The organism is Virgibacillus kimchii (assembly GCF_055379185.1).
In genome coordinates this window covers 2,843,724-2,865,781 of sequence record NZ_AP043951.1, presented here as the reverse complement: position 1 = coordinate 2,865,781, position 22,058 = coordinate 2,843,724, and the positions used below count along the sequence as shown (strand labels likewise).

The 22,058-nt window shown below is 43.1% G+C and carries 20 protein-coding genes and 2 riboswitches; of the genes, 16 read left to right on the top strand and 4 right to left on the bottom strand.

Annotated elements, in window-relative coordinates:
* Positions 1-174: 174 nt before the first annotated feature.
* Positions 175-594 (bottom strand): YugN family protein, encoded by a 420-nt coding sequence (locus tag ACZ42C_RS13745; protein WP_464891276.1) that lies wholly within the window; start codon positions 592-594, stop codon positions 175-177.
* A gap of 62 nt (positions 595-656) precedes the next feature.
* Positions 657-1,604, bottom strand: a complete 948-nt coding sequence (locus tag ACZ42C_RS13740; RefSeq protein ID WP_461181648.1) for an AEC family transporter — start codon at positions 1,602-1,604, stop codon at positions 657-659.
* Positions 1,605-1,988: 384 nt separating this feature from the next.
* Here ACZ42C_RS13740 and ACZ42C_RS13735 point away from each other — a divergent pair, with 384 nt between their 5' ends.
* The 9 genes from ACZ42C_RS13735 (at position 1,989) to ACZ42C_RS13695 (ending at position 10,360) form a co-directional block, all read left to right on the top strand.
* Positions 1,989-3,647 (top strand): glycerol-3-phosphate dehydrogenase/oxidase, encoded by a 1,659-nt coding sequence (locus tag ACZ42C_RS13735; protein ID WP_461181684.1) that lies wholly within the window; start codon positions 1,989-1,991, stop codon positions 3,645-3,647.
* Between the two features lie 209 nt (positions 3,648-3,856).
* A riboswitch (SAM riboswitch) is annotated at positions 3,857-3,967 on the top strand.
* Positions 3,968-4,171: 204 nt separating this feature from the next.
* Entirely contained in the window at positions 4,172-4,318 is a 147-nt protein-coding gene (locus ACZ42C_RS13730; protein WP_461181647.1) for a DUF2292 domain-containing protein, read from the top strand.
* Between the two features lie 190 nt (positions 4,319-4,508).
* A complete protein-coding gene (locus tag ACZ42C_RS13725) occupies positions 4,509-5,342 on the top strand; it encodes a MetQ/NlpA family ABC transporter substrate-binding protein (RefSeq protein ID WP_461181646.1) in 834 nt (277 codons plus the stop codon).
* Positions 5,339-6,340: a methionine ABC transporter ATP-binding protein gene (locus ACZ42C_RS13720; protein ID WP_461181645.1), complete on the top strand. Its 1,002-nt coding sequence runs from the start codon at positions 5,339-5,341 to the stop codon at positions 6,338-6,340. The genes ACZ42C_RS13725 and ACZ42C_RS13720 overlap by 4 nt, the downstream gene beginning before the upstream one ends.
* Positions 6,330-6,983 carry a methionine ABC transporter permease gene (locus ACZ42C_RS13715; RefSeq protein ID WP_461181644.1) on the top strand — a complete coding sequence of 218 codons (654 nt, stop codon included), beginning with the start codon at positions 6,330-6,332 and terminating at the stop codon, positions 6,981-6,983. Before ACZ42C_RS13720 ends, ACZ42C_RS13715 begins: the two co-directional genes overlap by 11 nt.
* Before the next feature lie 12 nt (positions 6,984-6,995).
* Positions 6,996-8,021: a CoA transferase subunit A gene (locus ACZ42C_RS13710; protein WP_461181643.1), complete on the top strand. Its 1,026-nt coding sequence runs from the start codon at positions 6,996-6,998 to the stop codon at positions 8,019-8,021.
* A gap of 2 nt (positions 8,022-8,023) precedes the next feature.
* Positions 8,024-8,782: a CoA-transferase subunit beta gene (locus tag ACZ42C_RS13705; RefSeq protein ID WP_461181642.1), complete on the top strand. Its 759-nt coding sequence runs from the start codon at positions 8,024-8,026 to the stop codon at positions 8,780-8,782.
* Between the two features lie 59 nt (positions 8,783-8,841).
* Entirely contained in the window at positions 8,842-9,630 is a 789-nt protein-coding gene (locus ACZ42C_RS13700) for a CoA transferase subunit A (RefSeq protein ID WP_461181641.1), read from the top strand.
* On the top strand, positions 9,623-10,360 hold the full coding sequence (locus ACZ42C_RS13695) for a CoA-transferase subunit beta (RefSeq protein WP_461181640.1): 738 nt from the start codon (positions 9,623-9,625) through the stop codon (positions 10,358-10,360). Before ACZ42C_RS13700 ends, ACZ42C_RS13695 begins: the two co-directional genes overlap by 8 nt.
* A 262-nt stretch (positions 10,361-10,622) precedes the next feature.
* On the opposite strand, the gene ACZ42C_RS13690 is transcribed toward ACZ42C_RS13695, so the two are convergent.
* The gene (locus tag ACZ42C_RS13690) at positions 10,623-11,204 is read right to left on the bottom strand and encodes a histidine phosphatase family protein (RefSeq protein ID WP_461181639.1); all 582 of its coding nucleotides are present in this window, start codon (positions 11,202-11,204) and stop codon (positions 10,623-10,625) included.
* A 248-nt stretch (positions 11,205-11,452) separates the two neighbouring features.
* Between ACZ42C_RS13690 and ACZ42C_RS13685 the strand changes: the two genes are divergently transcribed.
* Entirely contained in the window at positions 11,453-11,797 is a 345-nt protein-coding gene (locus ACZ42C_RS13685; protein ID WP_461181638.1) for an ArsR/SmtB family transcription factor, read from the top strand.
* A 1-nt stretch (position 11,798) separates the two neighbouring features.
* The gene (locus ACZ42C_RS13680; RefSeq protein WP_461181637.1) at positions 11,799-13,508 is read left to right on the top strand and encodes a SulP family inorganic anion transporter; all 1,710 of its coding nucleotides are present in this window, start codon (positions 11,799-11,801) and stop codon (positions 13,506-13,508) included.
* 108 nt (positions 13,509-13,616) lie between these two features.
* Here ACZ42C_RS13680 and ACZ42C_RS13675 read toward each other — a convergent pair whose 3' ends face one another.
* Complete coding sequence (locus tag ACZ42C_RS13675; RefSeq protein ID WP_461181636.1) at positions 13,617-14,657, bottom strand: dipeptidase; 1,041 nt, start codon at positions 14,655-14,657, stop codon at positions 13,617-13,619.
* A 208-nt stretch (positions 14,658-14,865) separates the two neighbouring features.
* Positions 14,866-15,048, top strand: a riboswitch (cobalamin riboswitch).
* Positions 15,049-15,518: 470 nt separating this feature from the next.
* Between ACZ42C_RS13675 and ACZ42C_RS13670 the strand changes: the two genes are divergently transcribed.
* From ACZ42C_RS13670 to ACZ42C_RS13650, 5 genes are all read left to right on the top strand, one after another.
* A complete protein-coding gene (locus tag ACZ42C_RS13670) occupies positions 15,519-16,652 on the top strand; it encodes a 1-propanol dehydrogenase PduQ (protein WP_461181635.1) in 1,134 nt (377 codons plus the stop codon).
* Between the two features lie 409 nt (positions 16,653-17,061).
* Positions 17,062-17,634, top strand: a complete 573-nt coding sequence (locus ACZ42C_RS13665; protein WP_461181634.1) for an ANTAR domain-containing response regulator — start codon at positions 17,062-17,064, stop codon at positions 17,632-17,634.
* Positions 17,621-18,988, top strand: coding sequence for a histidine kinase N-terminal domain-containing protein (locus ACZ42C_RS13660; RefSeq protein ID WP_461181633.1), 1,368 nt, complete (start codon positions 17,621-17,623; stop codon positions 18,986-18,988). The genes ACZ42C_RS13665 and ACZ42C_RS13660 overlap by 14 nt, the downstream gene beginning before the upstream one ends.
* 142 nt (positions 18,989-19,130) lie before the next feature.
* Positions 19,131-20,561 (top strand): ethanolamine ammonia-lyase reactivating factor EutA, encoded by a 1,431-nt coding sequence (gene eutA / locus ACZ42C_RS13655; protein WP_461181632.1) that lies wholly within the window; start codon positions 19,131-19,133, stop codon positions 20,559-20,561.
* A gap of 121 nt (positions 20,562-20,682) precedes the next feature.
* Positions 20,683-22,050, top strand: a complete 1,368-nt coding sequence (locus ACZ42C_RS13650) for an ethanolamine ammonia-lyase subunit EutB (RefSeq protein WP_461181631.1) — start codon at positions 20,683-20,685, stop codon at positions 22,048-22,050.
* The last annotated feature ends 8 nt before the right edge of the window (positions 22,051-22,058 follow it).

Here is a 22,058-nt window from a genome sequence, read left to right as displayed (position 1 = left end):
ACACCGTGTTGAACCCACCCATTAATATTAAATTAGCAGGACGGTGTTTTTACAAGCCGTCCTGCCCCTTCAGAGATGCTATAAGATTCTCCCGTTGCACAAAGAGGCGTGCCAGCTCCTGTGAAACAGATAATATATGCTGCGCTTTTGCAGAACTTTGGCTTTGCAAAAGTTTCAATCTCGTAATTTATTCAATATATCTCCAATGGCTTCCTCGCCAAATTCCTGCCATTTGCTTTTGTCTGGAATATAGCCGTCTTTATCCAGCGGTTTTTGGAATTGGTTCAAACCACCGGCTGCGGTGAGCAGGGAATGTTCATCCGTGTCCAGGCCTTGGTTTACGACATGTTTGATGACAAAGGGTTTTTCAAATTCAATCAATGCATCTCTTCTATCGAGCTCCCCTTCAATCACTTGAAAAGGCATTCGAATATAATAGGTTTCCCCATCTTCCTTATGCATGACACCATCAAATAATCCACTGTCATACTCCCAGTTTCCGCCGATATGAAAACCAAACTTTTTCAGTTCTTTTAAAGCATAGCCAAAAGTCATTTGCTTTCCTTCCATATCTGTGTCCAAATGCAGCATCATACTCGCTCCTTTTACCTTTTTTTCCATAGTATGAACAATTATTGGAAATCCATACACGATGGTTAGTAAAAAATGGAATGCATCCACTGGAGCAGGTTGTAAAGCAGTGGGATCGTCAGCACACAAAGCAGGGTGGTAAGCAATACCCCAAATGAAGCAAAAGAAGCATCACCGCCGTATTTCTTGGCATAGACAGAAATAGTGGGAGCGCTTGGCATGGCTGCAGTCAACACGGCAATTACTATTAAAGGAAATGGAACAGGCAGAAAGAAGAAAACAAGCAAAAATGATGGAAGCAGGAGCAATTTACATCCTGCTGCAATCCAAATGTAAATATTTTTACTGTATTGCCGTAAGTAATGCCAGCGGATTTCTGCAAGAAGACTGCCGATAAGTATCATGGATAGCGGTATTGTCATTTTTCCCACGTCTTCAAATGTGCTTAATAGAGTCGCCGGCCATTGAAAAGGGAGAAATAACATGCCCAGTCCAACGAGGGTAGCCAGAATACCGGGGTTGAGAAACAAAGCTTTCCAGTTTATGCTCGGATCATCTCTCGTAAAAAGGAAAATCCCATACGTCCAAATTAATATTAAGTAGCAAATATTAAACAGTGTTAAGTACATAATCCCTTGTTCTGCCATTAATATATAGCTGATGGCAAAACCAATAAAACCCTGGTTTCCAAAAACAATTAAACTTTCGTATACGTTTTTCCGGCTGATAGATAGCGCAGCCTTTCTCCTTAGCAATATGCCGGCCAAAACAGATACGCTAATTATAAAGACGGACATCGTAACGAGCCAGGCAAAATCGGTGAGGATTCCGGAGGACAACGTGGTGTTCAATGAATATAAAATCAGTGCCGGTAAAGTGATGTACAGCATCAGCTGGGTGATGACCTGGTTTGCATGCAAAGGGAGAATTTCCATTCTTCTGCCTGCAAATCCAATGAGTGCCATGAGATAGAGGGGAATCATTGCTTGTAAAAATTCACTTGTGGGCAGCATCGCCTTCTCTCCTTTCATTCTGTAAGTATCGTATGAATGAGGAAGAAGGAAGGTACCTTTTTACAGGCGTAAGAATTTACGCTGCGGACCGGGAAGAGATTTTATACAAGTTCACAGAGTAAGTATGATGTATGATGAAAATTGGCTGATAATTATGGACAAATACGACAATGTAGCGTAAAATAAAATGAAAAGTTAATTATCTTTGTGGAGATTTTAGGAGAACACAATGTCTATCTTTCGTCGGGGAAGGTATACTTGTGTTCTTTTTTTGTTGCATAATCATAAAAACTATTTTTAACAAAAGCTTCCGCTGGTTCAAAATTACTTGCAGAAAGAGAGTTGGCAAGAGCCGGCACTGTATTTTTTCATATTGAAGAAAGGATGAATGCATTGTATCTATCGAGCAGAAATCGAAGCAATACGTTAAACAGGATGGAATTAAGCGATTTGGATGTCATCATTATCGGAGGGGGGATTACCGGGGCAGGAATAGCACTGGATGCGAGTGTCCGCGGATTAAAAGTGGCACTTCTTGAAATGCAGGATTTTGCTGCCGGCACCTCCAGCCGCTCTACGAAACTGGTACATGGAGGCCTGCGTTATTTGAAGCAGTTTGAGGTCAAAATGGTAGCAGAGGTTGGAAAGGAACGTGCCATCGTATACGAAAATGGCCCGCACGTGACCACGCCGGAATGGATGATGCTTCCCTTTTATAAAAGTGGTACCTTCAGTCCTTTTATGACAAATGTGGGATTACGGGTGTATGATTTCCTTGCAGGAGTAAAACGGTCGGAAAGGAGGAAAATGCTCAGTCGTGATGAGGCATTGCAATTGGAGCCTCTTTTAAAAGATAAGGAACTTCTGGGAGCCGGTTATTATGTGGAGTACAGGACGGATGATGCCCGGCTGACGATTGAAGTGCTTAAAAAAGCGGTCGAACATGGGACACTTGCATTAAACTATGCAAAAGTAACGGACCTCGTATATGAAAATGGCACCGTATCCGGGGTGGAAATGGAGGACCAGTTATCTGGTAAAATACACGAGGTAAAGGCCAATCATATTGTTAATGCTGCAGGCCCGTGGGTGGACACCATCCGGGAACTGGATCAATCGAAAAAGGGAAAGACCCTTCAATTAACCAAAGGTGTCCATCTGGTTTTCGATCAGGCGCGTTTTCCGCTGACGCAGGCTGTCTATTTTGATACGCCGGACGGGAGAATGATGTTTGCCATACCACGGGATGGCAAAACATATGTCGGAACAACAGACACGGAATATGATAAAAATATTGCCAGTCCAGCGATGACGGAAAATGATCGTAATTATATTTTAAAATCCATTGATTTTATGTTTCCCGGGTTAAACCTTACTGACTCTGACGTAGAGTCAAGCTGGGCCGGTTTGCGTCCGTTAATCCATGAAGAAGGGAAGTCCCCTTCTGAAATTTCCCGTAAGGACGAGATTTTTATTTCCGACACAGGCCTTATCTCCATTGCCGGTGGAAAATTAACAGGGTATAGAAAGATGGCGGAGAGTGTGGTAAATGCGGTGACGAAAAGAATGGAAACAGGAAAGGAGCAGCTCAGCAGTTCCGGCACCAAAACGTTGCCGATATCCGGCGGGGAAGTCGGCGGTTCGGATGGTTTTCCCGGTTTCGTGAAAGAAAAGGTAAAAGAGGGTGTGGAAGCGGGCGTTGCGGAAGAGGATGCCAGGTTTATAGCAGAATTTTATGGTTCGAATGCACCCATGCTTTATGAGTTATATAAACAAGGAAAGGTGAAAAACAGCCGTTTGCAGCCGCTGACTTATGCCATGCTGCATTACAGCGTGGAATACGAAGGAGCCTGCAAACCAACAGACTTTTTCATCCGCCGCACCGGTGCATTATTTTTCGATGTTGACTGGGTCAACCAGGAGAAAGCCGCGGTAATGGAAGAAATGAAGGTAATGCTGAATTGGACGGAAGAACAGTCGGAGATGTATGAAGCGGAACTGGATCAGTTTCTTTATGAGGCAAAGCATCCGGTTGAAGAATGAAAATAGAGTCGGGTTCCTTCGCTAAAAATAGTTTGCATGTTATTTGGGTATTATTTATTTTTTTTAGTTCGTTCTGGGTGGAAGTTTTAACAGCAATGAAAGCGGGATTATTAGTGTACAGGAAAAAATAAAATGCAAATCCCCAGTTGACAACTAAAAATGAAACCGATAGAATAAACAGCATCATATTAAATTTAAATATTTCAAAACTCTTATACAGAGAGGTGGAGGGAATTGGCCCTGTGAAACCTCGGCAACCATTGATTTTAATTTCAAACGGTGCCAAATCCAACAGATTTATATTATCTGAGATATAAGAGGTTTTTGCTTACATATGCTGTAATGCTTCGACCTCTTATATATTAAGGGGTCTTTTTTCATGTGGTACTTCCTCAAGTGAGTACTGAGCCCTCTGTATAATTGTTCAAGGGAGGCGAGGCTGCGCGGAAATACATGCTCATTCATCAAAGTGCTGCTTGTAATTGGAATACTGCTTAAGAAAGGGTGAGGATGTGAGTCAGAAGGTGAAGAAGGGTACAGAAGAAAAAGAGAAATATGAAATAATTACAAATGCGCTGAAAGATTTACGGTTTGGAGAGATCAATATTACGATTCATGAAGGGAAAATTGTACAAATTAACCGGATTGAAAAACAGCGGTTTTCCAATTAAATAAACAGAAGCTGACCGGACAACTGGAGGCCTCTTGTATCACTGAATTGCTATGCAGCTTTTTAGTGATGTGAGAGGTTTTTTTAATAGCTTAATAGATGCAAAAAATTGTTCGGCCCAGTATATCTGTCCCAGGAAAAATCAGGCATAACCAATAACAAAAATTGAAGCTGACCAGGAGGTTTATTAGATGAGAAAAACATTCATTTGCCTATTGCTATTCATAACAGGTGTCGCTTTGGCTGCATGTGGTTCGACTTCTGCAAGTGAGGAAGGCAAGGAAATAACAATAGGGGCAACAGCAGGCCCTTACAGTGATCAACTGCAGGAAGGAATTATCCCCATTCTTGAGGAGGAAGGTTATTCCATTGATGTCGTGGAATTTAACGACTATATTCAACCGAATAATGCGCTGAATGAGGGGGAAATTGATGCCAATCTATACCAGAACCGTAATTATTTGAACAACTTCAATGCAGACCATGGAATGGATTTAGTTGTCCCTTTTGCAGTGCCGACAGCACCAATTGCCTTATATTCAGAAAGACATACTTCGCTTGAGGATGTGGAAGCAGGAATGAAGGTGACATTGCCGAATGACCCGGTGAACCTGGCAAGATCTCTTCATATGCTGGAGGATTACGGCTGGATTTCGATTCATGAGGAAGCGGATCCGATTACAGCTTCTGAAAATGATATTGAAGAAAATCATTTAGACCTGCAGGTGGAGCCAATCGATCCGGCACAAACACCAAGGTCTTTGGGTGATACTGATTTTGCATTTGTAAATGGCAATTTTGCACTTGCTTCAGGCTTGAAATTGGAAGAAGCGGTGGATGTAGAGAAGACTTCAGAGGATTTTCTGATCTATTTAACCGTACGTAAGGAAGATGAGAATGAAGATTTTGTGGAGGCATTAAGAAAAGCTTATGAATCCGAGAAATTTCTGAAATATACCAATGAGCACTTGCAAGGATATGTGAAACCGCCATATCAAGTGGAAGTGGAGGAGAGCACTGAATGATAAAAATCGTTAATGTAACAAAGCAATATGATAATGTGACAGCATTGGAAGCAGTTAATTTAACGATTCATAAAGGAGAGATTTTTGGCATCATCGGATACAGTGGAGCCGGCAAGAGTACATTGCTGCGGTGTCTGAATTTATTGGAAAGGCCGACAGAGGGAAAAATCCTAATCGATCAAAAGGATATGACCAGCCTTTCGGATAAGGAGGTAAGAAAAGAAAGGCAGAAAACCGGGATGATCTTTCAGCATTTTCATTTGATCAGTTCAAAAAAGGTGTATGATAATGTCGCATTTTCCTTGAAGGCAGCCGGAAAAAGCAAGCAGGAAATTAATCAGCGTGTACCGGAGCTGCTTGAAATGGTCGGTCTCAGTGAAAGAGCGGATCATTACCCTGCCCAGTTGTCCGGCGGCCAAAAACAGCGGGTTGGCATAGCGAGGGCGTTGGCCAATGACCCGAAAGTATTGCTCTGTGATGAGGCAACATCTGCACTGGATCCAACAACAACGAAATCCATTTTAAAACTGTTAAAAGATATCAATGAGAAGCTCGGAATTACGATTGTGCTGATTACCCATGAGATGTCGGTCGTGCAGCAGATCTGTCATCGGATTGCTGTCATGGAAAATGGAAAAGTGGTAGAGGCCGGAGAGGTGTATGACCTGTTTTCCGGTCCGAAAAGTCCTTTGACGAAGGAATTCGTGCAAACGGTCCATGCCTTGTCACTCCCTGACCGGCTGCTTGAGGGGAGAAAGGGATCAATTGTACAAATTATCTTCAGAGGAAAATCTGCCGAAGAAGGAATTATTTCCGAAACGTTGGCCAAGTTTCAAGTTGACATAAATATTTTGCATGGTCAAATTACGTATATTCAAGATCGTCCGTTAGGCACCCTCATTATTGAAATCGTAGGGGATCAAAAGGAAATAGACAGCACTATTGCATATATTACAAAGCGGACGAATCAGTTGGAGGTGCTTGCCGATGTCGCTTGATATGGTAAATGAATTCGGGCAGGCATTTTTGGATACGTCATGGATGATGGGGATTGCTGTATTCTTTGCGATTATCATTGGTGTTCCACTGGGGATTGCTTTATTTGTTACAAGTGAAGGGATGTTCTGGGAAAACCGATTTATGCAGCAGGTTGCAGGCACAATTATTAACATCATCCGGTCAATCCCTTTTATTATTTTGCTTGTTGTGCTTATTCCGTTAACCAAACTGATTCTTGGTACAACGATGGGCCCAACTGCCGCCAGTGTCTCACTAAGCTTTGCTGCGGTGCCATTTTATGCACGACTGGTGGAAAATTCACTGAGAGAGATTGATAAAGGAGTAATTGAAGCTGCGGAATCATGCGGTGCTTCCCCGTGGCTGATTATAAAAGATGTCCTTTTACCTGAAGCAAAATCGGGGATGATTGCCGGTTTAACCGTCACAGTCATCAGTTTATTAAGCTATTCTGCGATGGCGGGAATTGTTGGCGGAGGAGGGATTGGTGACCTTGCCATCCGATTTGGCTACTACCGCTTTCAAAATGAAGTCATGATCGCCACGGTTATTATATTGGTCATCCTTGTACAGCTAATTCAGTTTATTGGTGACCGTACAGCAAAAGCAGTAGATAAAAGATAGGGAGGAAGAAAGATGACGGAAACAATCGTGAAAGATACAGATATATCAAGGCTTTACGGATGGGAGCATCCTGATCACATGAGGGAGTTCAGAAAAAAGCATAAATCACTGAAAAAGAAGGAGAAGTTAACAACCCTGGAAGAGGCGGTAAATAGCGGAGTGAAGAAAGGGGATTATGTTGTATTTGGCGGCATGGGTTCTGTCAGAAATCCCATTGCTGCAGTGCACGAAATTATTCGTCAAAAAACCGGGGATCTAACCATTGGCACAAAGGGATCCCAGCATGATTGGCAGTTATTGGCCGCAGCCGGCAATGTAACAAAAGCAGAGGTGTCCTATGGATTCGCCGATGAAGTGCGCGGGCTTGCCCGGCCGGCGAGAGCAGCTGTGGAGTCAGGCCGTTTAAAGGTATTGTCGGAAACAACCAATGCGGCATTTCAATGGAGATTTACGGCTGCCATGAAAGGCCTTTCCTTTTACCCAACCCGGTCCTCACTCGGAGCGGATACATTGCACTACAGCGGGTCCAAAACAATTATCGATCCATTTACGGAAGAGCCTGTAGAACTTCTTCCGGCATGCTACCCGGATGTGGCGATTCTTCATGTGCACCGGGCGGATCGTTATGGTAATTGCCAGATTGATGGAAATGTGGCAGAAGACGTGGAAATCGCACATGCTGCAAAATTTGTTTTGGTTACGACCGAGGAAATTGTGCATGATGAGGTAATCAGCAATGATCCGGCATTAACAAAAATTCCTTATTTTGTTGTTGATGCAGTAGTGGAGGCGCCATACGGGTCCCATCCAAACCAGGTTCCGGGGCTTTACTCCTTTGATGAGGATCATTGGCAAACTTGGCTGGATGCTTCCACAGCGGACAAAACGGTGGAGGCATATTTGGAGAAATATGTATTTGGAAGCAGGGACCATTATGATTATTTGGAAAAAATCGGCGGCGTGCGTGTGCTTCGTCAGTTGGAAAAGATTGAAAACAAATTAGCCGCATACCCGAAAGTAGCGAAAAGGAGAGGTTAACGATGGCAAATGAGACAGAAAAAATGATTATTGCAGCTTCCCGTATGTTGCCAAATGACACGGCAGTATTTGTGGGAACCGGGATGCCGTTATTGGCATCTGTACACGCCTTGAACTCTGAGGCAACGGATATATTGCTCGTATATGAAGGCGGGGGTGTCGGCGGAAAACCGACAGGGAGACTGCCCATTCAGGTGAGTGAATCCCTGACCTATGAAAATGGGGTCACTGTAGGATCGATGGATTACGTCATGAGTCTTGCGCAGGCAGGTTGGATTCAATACGGATTTTTAGGCGGGGCACAGATTGATTCATACGGAAATTTGAATACAACCGTTATTGGTGACTGGGAACAACCAAAAGTCAGACTGCCTGGATCTGGTGGTGGTGCGGATATTGCTTCTTTATGTGAACGGACTATTATACTCATTCGGCAGGACAAAAAGAAATTTGTCAAGGAGCTGGACTTTCTGACAAGTCCGGGTTACTTCACTGGGCCAGGGGAAAGGGAAAAAGCGGGACTGCCTGAAAACACAGGTCCGTACCGTGTAATTACCCAGATGGGGATTTATGGTTTTGACCAGGATACAAAAAGAATGACACTGCTTGAACTATTTGAAGGCTATACATTGGACGATGTGCAGGAAGCAAGCAGTTTTCCGATTGCAGTTGCAGAAGATTGGACATACACACCGAACCCGACGGAAGAAGAATTGGAGACATTACACGCCCTTGACCCGGACGGTGTAGTTTTGGCGTAAAGGTGTAACCGTTGCGTAACATAGGATGAATGATATTTTTCGAAAAAAGGAGAATCAATATGTCTAAACAAATTACTTTAAAGGAAGCAGTGGCTTCCATTTCCCCGAATGGAGCGCTGCTTGCACTGGGAGGAAACGCATTGCATCGCTCCCCGGTCGCTTTTGTGGAAGAGCTGATCCGGCAAAATAATGAAAACATATCAGTGATTAAAACAGCTGGTGCACTTGATGTCGACTTACTCGCATTGGAAGGTGTGTTGGATAAAGCATACGGCGGGTATATTGGCTTTGAAATGTTCGGGCTCGCACCAAATTACCGGAAAGGCGTCCAAAACGGAAAGGTAACTGTTAAAGAGCATGCATGCGCCAGTGTCATTGCTGCTCTAAGAGCAAGTATTTATGGGGTGCCTTTTCAGCCGATTAATGGCTTCCAGGGGAGCGAGCTTCCCGAATTGACCGGACTCGTTCGTAAAGTAAACTGTCCATTTACCAATGAAGAAACTGCAGCGGTGCAGGCGCTGAAGCCGGATGTAACTGTCATTCATGCGAACATAGCCGATGAACAAGGCAATGCTTTTATAGATGGAGCGTTATATGAGGATTTGATTATGATAAAGGCAGCAGAGCGGGTAATTGTCACAGCGGAAAAAGTAATTGACTCCGGGGAATGGGAAGTGAAACCCCAGGTGCCGGGGTTTCTCGTGGAAGGCGTTGTCCATGCTGAAAAGGGAGCGGCACCGGGAAGCTGTGCCCCGTTTTACGGGATAGATCAGGAAGCCATAGCCGATTACTTAAAAAATCCGGAGTCATATCTGGAAAAAGTGAAAGGAAGTGTCGCCCATGTCTAGTGTGGAAACAGTGCAGGCTGCAGATTATATTACCGTTGCCATGGCAAGGTTGATCAAAGATGAAGAGCGGGTTTTTCACGGGGTTGCCTCCCCAATGCCGGCGGTTGCTATTCAATTAGCAAAAAACCTTCATGCGAAAAATGCTGTCTATGTGAATATCCCGGGTGGTGTGGATGCTGTGCCTCAAAGCTATTCCAACTATTCCACTGCAGATCATTCTTTGCTGGAAGGTTCCATTGCAGCATTTTCTTTAGCAGACATTTTCGATCTGTCTGCAAGGGGAGGACTGGATGTTGCCTTTCTGGGCGGTGCCCAGATTGATGGCAGCGGCCGGATAAATTTAAGTGCTATCGGCTCCTTTGACAAGCCAAAGGTCAGGCTGCCGGGGGGAGCAGGAAGTGCTGCGCTGCTGCCGACGGTGAAACGGGGCATTTTATGGAAAACAAAGCATGATAAAAATAGTCTTGTAGAAAAATTGGAAGTGACTACGGCTGCAGGGAATACGGACTCCGTAATTACCCCTTTAGGTGTGTTTAAGCGGGATCATAAGGATGGCAGATTGCGTCTTTATTCCGTTTTTCCGTACAGTTCCATAGAAGAAATTGTTGAAAACACTGGATTTACTGTAGAAAAGCATCAAGATTTTCAGTCTTTTTCCCCGATTACAGAGGAAGAGGCCAACCTGCTGGAAACAATTGACCCCGGCAACATAAGATACAGCGAGTTTTAGTGGAGCGGAGAAACAGGTGCTGTTCCAGGCAGAGAGTTGCTGCGCTGTGGTGGAAAAAGGAAGTGGATAATTCTCTTAAGTGCCTTGACAGCGATGCTGGGACACAGGAATTTGATGAGGAATAAAGCAGTTTAGAAAGAGGAACCAGAACAAGAAAGCTGCAGGAAGGGAAATTTACAGCGAGGATAATGGAAGCTGCCTTCTATAGCCGGGTATATCATTTATACCGGCTCTACCGAATGCGGGAAGAGCCGGCTTTTTCCTATTGAAAAAAATTCGGTAAATGAGCTGTCCGATTAACATCTTCAACATTCCATGTTTCGTTTTCGAAGTAAATGTTGCTGATGCATCCATTCATCAGCCTGTTATTTTCCAGGATGTGCTCATTACCTGAAAAGGTGGTAAGAATAGTATTGATCACGGCGCCATGAGCTACCAGTAACACCCGTTGGTGAGGATATAATCGGGTAACTTCCTGCAACCCCTTCATGATCCGTGCTTGGAAATCTTCCTTATTTTCCTGTTTCGGGTAGTTTTTATCCGGATAAGCGATCCTGCGCGCTTCATAGCCCATTCCTTCCGCATCACCAAAGTAGCGCTCTTTAAACTGATCCATCAATTGCAGCGGCAGATGCAGCTGTTGATTAATAATCTCCGCTGTTTTCTTCGCCCGCTTTAATGGACTGGAAATAAGCACGTCATAACTCGATGATGCCAGGTAAGCACTGCATGCCTCTGCCTGCTGTACACCCCTTGGATTCAACGGGATATCCGTCATCCCCTGCAGTCTCCGTTCCACATTCCAATCCGTTTCCCCGTGCCGGATTAAACAAATGGTTGTCATGGCTGTCCCCCCGTTAGGCTCGTTTTGTTTGACTCATATTGTATCTATTTTTACTTCTGTCGTATAGCGAAATGATCCAATCAGAAAACGAACCCGGCATCCGTTTGGGAAGCTGGAGGTGGCCGGTAAGGCCTCGGTATCGGTGAGCACCCCCGTTGCAATTAAGCAAAACTGTAGTATAATTAATATATACATATTCAAATATTAGAATATGTTATAACGAGTCTTAGATAAAAGGAATGATTTCGTTGTGGAACGATTTGCAGCAGTTTAAAGCAGACTTTTTTAAAGCAATGGCACACCCTCTCCGCATTCGAATTCTTGAATTATTGGCGGACGGGGAAAAAAGTGTCAATGAAATACAGCAGATACTCGAAAGTGAAGGGTCAGCCGTATCCCAGCAGTTGAGTGTACTTCGCAACAAAAATATTGTCGTTGGCCAGAAAGATGGAAAAAAAGTCATGTATACCCTTCGTGATCCGGCAATTACCGAATTGCTTGATGTGGCGCGGGAGATTTTTAACAACCATCTCATTGATACGTATTCGATGCTGGAAGAACTGGATAACAAGGAAAAAAAGGAGCAGGAATGAATTGAAGGGAATATGGACTGGAAGGTTTGAAGGTTATTCCTGGGAGTACTTTCAAAAAGACTTACTGTCGGGAGTGATTGTCGGGATTATTGCAATCCCCCTCGGCATGGCTTTTGCGGTTGCTTCCGGTGTGAGCCCGGAATATGGTATTTACACGACCATTATTGCGGGTATTTTAATTTCCGTATTTGGCGGTTCGAGGTTTCAAATCGGCGGACCGACCGGCGCATTTATCCCTATACTATTAGGCATTGTGCTTACATACGGCTATGCCGATCTATTGCTGGCAGGGTTTATGGCTGGTATTATGCTTGTGCTTATGGGGATCTTTAAGTTGGGTTCATTAATCAAATATATACCCCGCCCGGTGACGATCGGTTTTACATCGGGAATAGCCGTCATTATTTTCACCGGACAAATTGGAAATTTTCTCGGGCTGACAGGTATGGAAAAACATGAAAGCTTCCTCGCCAATATGCAGGAGATTTTCCTGCATATCGATTCGGTCAGTCTGTACAGCATCGTGACGGCTGTGATCTGCCTGGTTGCTGTTTTACTGACCCCAAAGTTGTTTCCCAAAGTGCCGGGCCCGCTTGTGGGACTGGTAGTCTCGACTGCAGTGGCCAGCCTGTTTTTCACGGGAAGCATCCCGACAATCGGGACCGTTTTTGGCGAGATACCCAGCAGCCTTCCCGCATTTCAAATGCCGGAAATCACCATAGAACGTGTATTGCGCCTGTTGGTGCCTGCTTTCACGATAGCCATGCTTGGCGGGATTGAGTCTCTGTTATCAGCTGTTGTTGCCGATGGGATGACCAACAGTAAACATAACAGTAATCGCGAGCTGGTCGGCCAGGGGATTGCCAATATTGTCACGCCTTTATTTGGCGGAATTCCTGCCACAGGGGCAATTGCACGGACGGCAACCAATATTAAAAGCGGTGCCTACTCACCAATGTCGGGAATCATTCACGGCATTTTTGTTTTGGTGACGTTATTACTGCTGGTCCCATACGCTTCCTATATTCCGCTGGCAAGCATGGCACCGGTTTTAATGGTCGTAGCCTGGAATATGAGTGAACGGAAACAGTTTGCCCATGTACTGAAAATGAAGTCGGGTGATTCGCTTGTTCTGCTGACTACATTCCTTTTGACGGTTTTTACAAGCATTACAACCGCGGTCGTGGTGGGAATCATTTTGGCAATTGTCCTGTTCGCCAAACGAATGAGCAGCATGCTGGTCATCTCAAAAGTTTTCCCGGATGAGACACAAACGGAAGAAAGAGCAAAACTGCATGCCCTCGATCAGCTGAAGGAATATCCGGATATCAGCATTTACACAATTGAAGGACCACTATTTTTTGGAGCGGCACAGGCATTTGAACAACGTGTGTTAAAGACGATTAACTACAAACCGAAAGTGCTCATTTTGCATATGGGCAGCGTACCATTTATGGATGCAACTGGTGCTACTCACTTTAACAATATGATCGGCTACTTTAAAAAGAATGACGGGATTCTGCTTGTAACCGGTGTTGTGCCATCCCTGAAGGAAACATTGAAAAGGTCAGGGCTGTATGATGAGATTGGCGGGGAGTATTTCTATGATGATGTGGAAGATGCGGTGAATTTTGCCAAGAGAGCAACAGGAGTGGACTCATCTGGCAGAAGGTCTTTGATAAAGGGGGCGGAGCGGTTTGTTGAACCATAAAAATCACCCCGGACATCTTGGTAGGATGACCGGGGTGATTTTTCCCATTGCAATGATCATGACCAGGTAAGTTAAAAACAATGCTCCAACTTGCTGAAAATATGTCTTCTATCTGGATAAGACTTCTTTATGGACACGCAGGAAATTTCCACCATAAATTTTAATAATCTCTTCTTTATTAATGCCTCTTTCCAGTAATTTTTCCGTTAGTTTTTCCAAACTGTCATGGCTGATAATATCAAATGACCGATCTTCCATTTGATCGAGCATGGCTTCCGTCAAGTATTTATAAAGCATATCGCAGCAATCAAGTCCCAGGCCGATATGGTCAATTCCCACCGTTTTTTTCATATGTACGATATGATCTGCCAACAGGTCGACAGCCCCCTTATGAGGATCGGCCGCAGCAATTCTGCTTACCACATTAATTCCTGCCACGCCGCCACGACTGGCTATATCCTTCAGTTGTTGATCCGTCAGATTTCTCGGTGTTTGAGCTACTTCCCGTGCATTGGAATGGGAAGCGATGACAGGGCCTTTGGCAAACCGGAATACGTCCTCAAAACCCCGATCATTGATATGGGTTATATCGATAATCATCCCCAGACGCTCCGCTTCTTTCACCACCGCTTCCCCAAATTGTGTCAGGCCTCCGCCGCGGTCTTCTTCCTCCATCGTAAAATGGCATCCATCAGCAGCCTGATTGCGCCTGCTCCAAGTCATGCCGACAAACCGGACACCGAGTTCATAGAAAATGCGTAATAAAGACAAATCATTATAAAGCGGCTCCACCCCTTCGAAGGAAAGCATAATGCCTACTTTACCGCTCCGCCTGGCTTCCACAATATCTTCATATGTTTTGCAAAGCATAATATGTTCCGGTGACTCATCAATCTCAGCGTATAAAGCACTGACCTGATTCAATGCCTTATGAAGCACCATTTCAGGAATGAAAGCATCCTCGATAAAGATAGAGGAAACAATTAAATTAAACCCACTTTTCCTGAATTTCGGTAAATGGTCTGTTTCAATCACCTTTGTTCTTCCGGCAGCACGCTGTTCCACGACATCCAAAAGCAAGTCGAAATGTGCATCAATGATAAAGGCATCCTCATGAATTTCCTTAATATGTGCTTGAATTTCCCCCACCCACTCTCTATTATCCGAAATATTTTGCAAATAAATCTTAACATAACTACGAAAGAACTGCGAACAAGAGCTTTTCTGATGATTCGTTTATTAAGATAAGTAACCTGCACTATTGCTCTATTTATCCTGATGGGTTGTACGGGTGTATTTAGCACGTAGTTAAAATTGGCATTTTACAAATTATGCTGTATAATAAGAGACAAATAAAACTTCATATATTTATTTTGGTTCATTTACATACGTAAATGATTAAAAAGGAATCAGGTGAAAATCCTGAACGGTCCGGCCACTGTAAATGGAAATTTTACTCTATATGCCACTGGGTATTCCCCGGGAAGGCGGAGTAATGATAGCCATGAGTCAGGAGACTTGCCAGAATAAAATGCACATTAACCTTCCGGGAAAAGGGGCTGCATGATTAATCCATATATTTAATTGGATATATCTGTAAACTCTCAACCTGCGGAAGGGGAGAGTTTTTTTAATGTGAAAATAAACCTTGCAGTTACAAAGGTGTAACTCAAACTGTTAAAAATAAGCTACAACGTCGTGGCTTCATTATTTATGAACCAGTTACAATGGAGTAACCAGTTCATATGATCCGGCAGACAGGTAGACATGATTTCTATCCTGTCTGTGCTTTTTTTTTGTGATCTTTGTCAAGAACAGAGAAACTGGAAGAGAGCGTTTTTAATAATAATTGACACTCTATCTCCCAAAATAGTATAATGGCTCTAGACACAATGGCGTGTAACATGAAAGAAAGCAAAGGAGCTTTACAGAAGGGGATTCTTCTGTAAAGCTCCTTTTTTTGTTTTTTAAACGAACCAATACAATCCAGTGAAAAGGAGGAAGATGATAATGGAAAAAGTATCACTCAGTACGATGATATATTCTGGAGAAAACGCCCTTGATCATTTAAAAGAATATGAAAAAAAGCGCATTTTTATCGTGGCGGATCCGTTTTTAATGGAGTCCAAAATGATTGAGCAGGTGGAAGGCCGGCTTGTGAGGGGACAAAATGAATGGGAGTTGTTCAGTGATATCGTTCCCGATCCACCAGTAGAAAATGTGGTGGCGGGTGTAAAGATAATAGAAGCATTTAACCCCGATATTATCATTGCGGTTGGTGGTGGATCTGCAATTGATGCTGCCAAGGCAATGAAGGAATTTGCCACAAAAATTTATGAATTTCGGGCCCTCCCGCTTATCGCTATCCCAACAACGAGTGGGACAGGCTCTGAAGTCACCTCGTTTTCCATTATTACCGATAACAGTAAAGGGATTAAATATCCATTAGTTGCTGATTCGCTAATCCCTGAAAAAGCCATTCTGGATACAGATTTGGTCAAAAGTGTCCCTCCGTCTATTACAGCCGATACAGGAATGGATGCGTTGACACATGCAATTGAGGCTTATGTTGCACTGAACGCCAATGATTTTTCTGACGCCATGGCAGAAAAAGCCATCCGTCTGATTTTTGATTATTTAAAAGATGCTTATTACGATGGGGAAAACAACATTACTGCAAGGGAAAAAATGCATCATGCTTCCACGATGGCGGGCATTGCCTTTAATATTGCAGGTCTGGGGATCAATCACAGTATTGCCCATGCGTGCGGGGCCACATTCCACATTCCCCATGGACGGTTGAATGCTATTTTACTGCCAAAAGTCATTGCTTATAATTCAGGGGTAAAGGGCTACAGCAATAATGACCTGCAGCCTGCAGCTGATAAATATGCGGCTCTTTCCAGACTGCTGGGACTTCCGGCTGCAAACAGTGCCAGCGGAACAAGGAGTCTGATCAAGGAAATTGAAAAATTGCGGTCCGCATTGGAAATGCCTGCAGATTTCAGGAGCTACGATATAGAATATACAGATAGTATTAAAGAAAAAGTTGCAGAGGCAGCCCTGGAAGATAGCTGCACCGACACAAATCCTTTAGCGCCGGGAAAAGAAGACATTATTTCCATTTTAAAACAGTTGAAATGACGACCGCTTCTCCCGTCACGCATCATTATACGTGCAGCCACGAATCAAAGTTTGAGCTGCAAAAAATATATTTATCTTTGTATACTATTTCACTTGCAAGAAACCGTTTTCGGTAATATAATATATGTATAAGCACAATGGCGTGCTTCTCGTAATGATATTCATTTAAAAATTACACCAAAAAGCAAAGGGGCTTTGGAAAAGAACTATTCTTTTTCATGGCCTCTTTTTGTCTTTTTTACACTAAAAAATACAAACATAACGCGCGAAGGGAGATGGATGCCGGGGGCCTTTCATGTAGTGATTTAAATGTCGATGCAAGGGGTATATTAAAGAACACAGGTTTTACAAAGAAAAACATAATTATGTTACTTCAGAGGAATTAATATAATTTCTAAGGAGCGTAATGATGGGAAATAGAATTGTGATAGTCGATGATGAACCTATTACAAAGATGGATTTGCAGGAACTGTTGGAGGAAGCAGGCTACACAGTAGTAGGACATGCTTCGGATGGGTTTGAAGCAATTGATGTATGTAAGGAACAAACTCCGGATCTGGTCATCATGGATATTAAGATGCCAGTGCTGGACGGCCTGAAGGCAAGTAAAAAGATTATGCATGATCAAATTGCCGGCGGGATTCTTTTGCTTACGGCCTTTTATGATGAAGAATTTATTAAAAAGGCTAAAGAAGTAGGGGCATTGGGTTATTTAGTAAAACCCCTTGATGAAAAATCTTTTATACCTACAGTGGAAATGTGTATTTCCAGGGCAGAAAAGATTCAAAGCCTGGAGAAAGAAGTTGAAAAAGTATCCCAAAAGCTGGAAGATAGAAAAATCATTGATATTGCCAAAGGGCTGTTAATGAAAGAAAGAAATCTGGATGAGCAGGAAGCTTACTCCCTATTGCGTAAAATGAGCATGGACGGGCGTACATCAATCAGCGAGATTGCGAGGACGATTACGATTGTCTACGATTAAAAAAGCGAAGATGATGGAGTTATGCAGGAAGTACAGCAGTTTGACCGACCAGGAGATAGATTTTATTCTAAAAAAAACGGATGCCGTGGATGAATTGGCTGAAGTATTTGACTGCGACGTCTTTATTGATGTACCACTGAAAAACAGTACTGCTTCCATCGTAATATACCATGTGCTTCCCGTTACAAAAAAGTCGTTATATAAAAAATCACCTGTCGGCCAGCCCGCATTAAAAATGAATGAACCGGGTGTCTGGAAAGTATCCCGTTCCGGCGGCACTTTGAAAGGGTATAAGGCTTTCACCCAGGAAGATGTATTTATCAGGCAAAACATCCATGCCATAAACTATGGTGATAAGGTGCTTGGCACATATATTCTGGAAAAGGCTTTTCATGAAGAGCAGGAATCGGCAGAAGAGAAAAATGACTATATGACGATGACAGCAAAATTAAACAATTATATAGACGATGCAATTTATTTTTTCGATGTATCAGGCAAACTTATATTTCAAAATGACAGGGCGGATAGCTTTTCGGATAATTTGTCGAAAGAAGACGTCCATTACAACCAACTGTTTGGAGATCAGGTTCCGTATAGTGAGCTGGTATTAAATGAACATAAACAATTTGAATCAGAAATCTTTCTGGATGAAAAGTATTATTTGCTGAAACGGATTATGCTGGAAGATGATCAGTTAAAGTTTGCCATTATTCTAAGGGATATTACCCAGCTGAAGGATAAAGAAGCAGAGATTATCTCTAAAACTGAAGCAATTCGCGAAACGCATCACAGGATAAAAAACAACCTGCAGACGATGGGCTCTCTTCTGAGAATGGAAAGAAGAAGGAGCAGCAATAAGGAAGTAAAGCATATTCTGACAGATAATATGAATCGTGTCATATCCATTGCCGCGACGCATGACATTTTGGCAAGGCAACTTGGCGATCGGGTGGAATTAAACGAAGTATTGAAGTTTATTGTAAATAACCTGAAAAGAAGTTATTCACTGATGGACAATATTGAATTAGTTCTTGACTTGGAAGCATCCATTATTGTGCCAAGTGATGTGGCAACATCGGTTTCCCTTATAGTAAATGAGCTTGTGCAAAATAGTTATAACCATGCTTTTCCTGACGGGACCAAAGGCAGAATTAACATCTCTATGAAAAAAGAAGAAGCGGAAGTTGTTATTTCGGTGATCGATAATGGCGTCGGTTTTTGCATCGATAAAGTGAAGGGAAACAGCAGCCTGGGAATATTTATTGTACAAAACTATGTTAAAGATAAATTAAAGGGCACCATACAATTTAATAATAGGAAAAGAGGAATGGAAATTACATTCCGTTTCAAATAAGGCTTTTACAATGACGTATAAGCTGATCCGAAAGCAAAGAAGCTTAAGGTATAAAATGTGCTGCATGTTTATGTGCGCATGATTTGTACTTTAAGCTTTTTTGCTTTCTATTGGCAGGATATCTGACTGGAGGTGATAAGTTTTGGCAGAAAAAATGTTAAGTGTTGGCATAGATATCGGGACTTCCACGACACAATTGGTATTTTCGAGTCTGGCAATTGAAAATGTAGCCTCTGCCTTTAATGTGCCCCGTATCATCATTACGGATAAAGAAGTCATTTATAAGAGTGATATTATCAATACCCCGCTTTTGGAAGGGTCCAGAGTGGATCAGGATAAGATCCAGCAATTCGTGGAAGCGGAATACAAGAAGGCAGGAATTGAAAAAGCAAAGATCCAAACTGGTGCCGTTATTATAACCGGAGAAACAGCCAGAAAGGAAAATGCAGAGGAAGTACTTCAGGGACTAAGTGGTTTTGCCGGGGATTTTGTTGTGGCAACTGCAGGACCGGATCTGGAAAGTATTATTGCAGCCAAAGGCGCAGGAATGCACACATTTTCGAAGGAGAACTCCGCAAAAATAGTAAATTTGGATATTGGCGGAGGAACGAGCAATCTGGCAGTAATGAACCGGGGAAGGGTCGTTGATACAGGGTGCCTGGATATTGGCGGGCGTCTCATTAAAGTGAATAAAGAAACGAAGAAAATTGAGTATATATCCGAAAAAATCCAGCGTCTTATTAAAGAAAATGGCTGGTCCATACAAATCGGGCAGACAGCAACAAAAGAACTGCTCCAACCTGTTGTAAACAGAATGGCAGCGTTGCTTGAGGAAAGTGTCATGGCAAAGGCCCCAACAAGTCAGTTGGACATGATTGCAACCCACAAATCGATCAAGGATACAGATCATATTACACATATCTCTTTTACAGGAGGTGTTGCCGAAGCAATATATAAACCAGCCGATCAGCAGGATGTTTTCAAATACGGGGATATTGGTTTGATGCTCGGAACAGCAATAGCAAAATCATCCATTACAGCGCATTTCAGTCTGGTGGAACCAACGGAGCTGATCCGTGCAACTGTTGTAGGTGCAGGATCACATACAACAGAAATAAGCGGAAGTACCATTACGTATTCAGAAAATCAATTTCCGGTAAAAAATATACCGGTACTCAAACTTCCGGATGAAGATATGAAAGAAACCGGCAATTTTGCTGAAATCATTCAAGAAAAAATGAAATGGTTTGAAGTGAAGAAAAACAAACAAAAAGTGGCGATTTCTTTTACCGGTAATCAGCATGCCAGTTTTTTCGAAATAGTGAAGATGGCTGAAGAGATTATAGATGGAGTGAAAGATTATACAGCACTTGGTTTGCCGTTAATTATAGTTACCGAAAGCGATATAGCAAAAGTACTCGGTCAGACGCTGATGGCAAAAATGGGCAGGGATCAGGAACTGATATGCATCGACAGTGTGTTTGTCGATGAAGGAGACTACATCGATATCGGCCATCCGGTTGCCAACGGAAGTGTTCTGCCCGTAGTAATTAAAACATTGGTATTCAATTAATGAAGTAACTTTGGCAGTTTATTTTGCATAAGCGGAAGAGACCTTAGGTCATATCCCACAGGCACTGCGGCTGTCATATGCGTCCTGGTCACAATCAACGTTTTTTAAAAGGAGGATTCACATGATATTAAGCACTACATTATTTGGGCGAACTTATCAATTTAATTCAGTCAATGAAGTAATGGCAAAAGCAAACGAAGAGAAATCCGGTGATATTATGGCCGGTATTGCTGCGGAATCTGCAGAGGAACGCGTGGCAGCAAAAGTAGTTTTGGCAAATCTTACCCTGGAGGATCTGCGGAATAACCCGGCGATCCCTTATGAAACAGATGAAGTAACTCGAATTATTCAGGATAACGTAAATGAAAAAATCTATCAATCTATAAAAAATTGGACAGTACAGGATCTTAGGGAAAAAATCCTTGATTCAGATACCTCCGGAAACGATATTAGAAAGATATCACGGGGATTGACCTCGGAAATGGTGGCAGCTGTGGCCAAGCTGATGTCCAACCTTGATTTAATATACGGGGCCAAAAAAATTACAGTAACAGCACATTGCAATACAACCATTGGTTTGGAAGGTACGCTTTCCACCCGTCTGCAGCCGAACCACCCTACAGACAATGAAGACGGAATTGTTGCTTCCATCTTAGAAGGACTTTCCTACGGTGCGGGAGACGCAGTTATTGGGCTAAACCCGGTGGATGATACGGTGGAAAGTGTAAACCGAATGTTCAAGAAGCTGGATGAAGTCAAAAACAAATTTAACATTCCCACTCAAATCAGTGTATTGGCACATGTGACAACCCAAATGGAAGCAATCAGACAAGGAGCCCCGGCGGATCTCATATTTCAGTCCATTGCAGGATCGGAAAAAGGAAACACCGCTTTTGGGATCAGTGGAGATTTGATTGCTGAAGCGAATGAACTTGCACTTCGGGAAGGAACAGCAGCAGGACCAAATGTCATGTACTTTGAAACAGGACAGGGTGCAGAGCTTTCGTCCAACGCGCATCACGGGGTGGACCAGCTTACACTGGAGGCCCGCTGCTATGGTTTTGCAAAGAAATATAATCCTTTCCTTGTAAATACTGTTGTAGGCTTTATCGGACCGGAATATTTATATGATGCGAAACAAGTTACCCGGGCTGGTCTGGAGGATCATTTCATGGGTAAATTATCCGGTATTTCCATGGGTGTGGACGTCTGCTATACAAACCACATGAAAGCAGACCAGGATGACATGGAAAACCTCGGTGTGCTGCTGGCACAGGCAGGTGTAAACTTCCTGATCACTGCACCCCATGCGGATGACGTTATGTTGAACTATCAAAGCCTCGGCTATCATGAAGGGCAGTCATTACGTGAACTGACCGGTTTAAGTCCGATTAAGGAATTTGATGAATGGCTGAAGAAGATGGAAGTATTGGACAACAAGAGCCGGCTGACGAAAAAGGCCGGAGATGCATCATTATTCTTAGTGTAAGGAGGAGA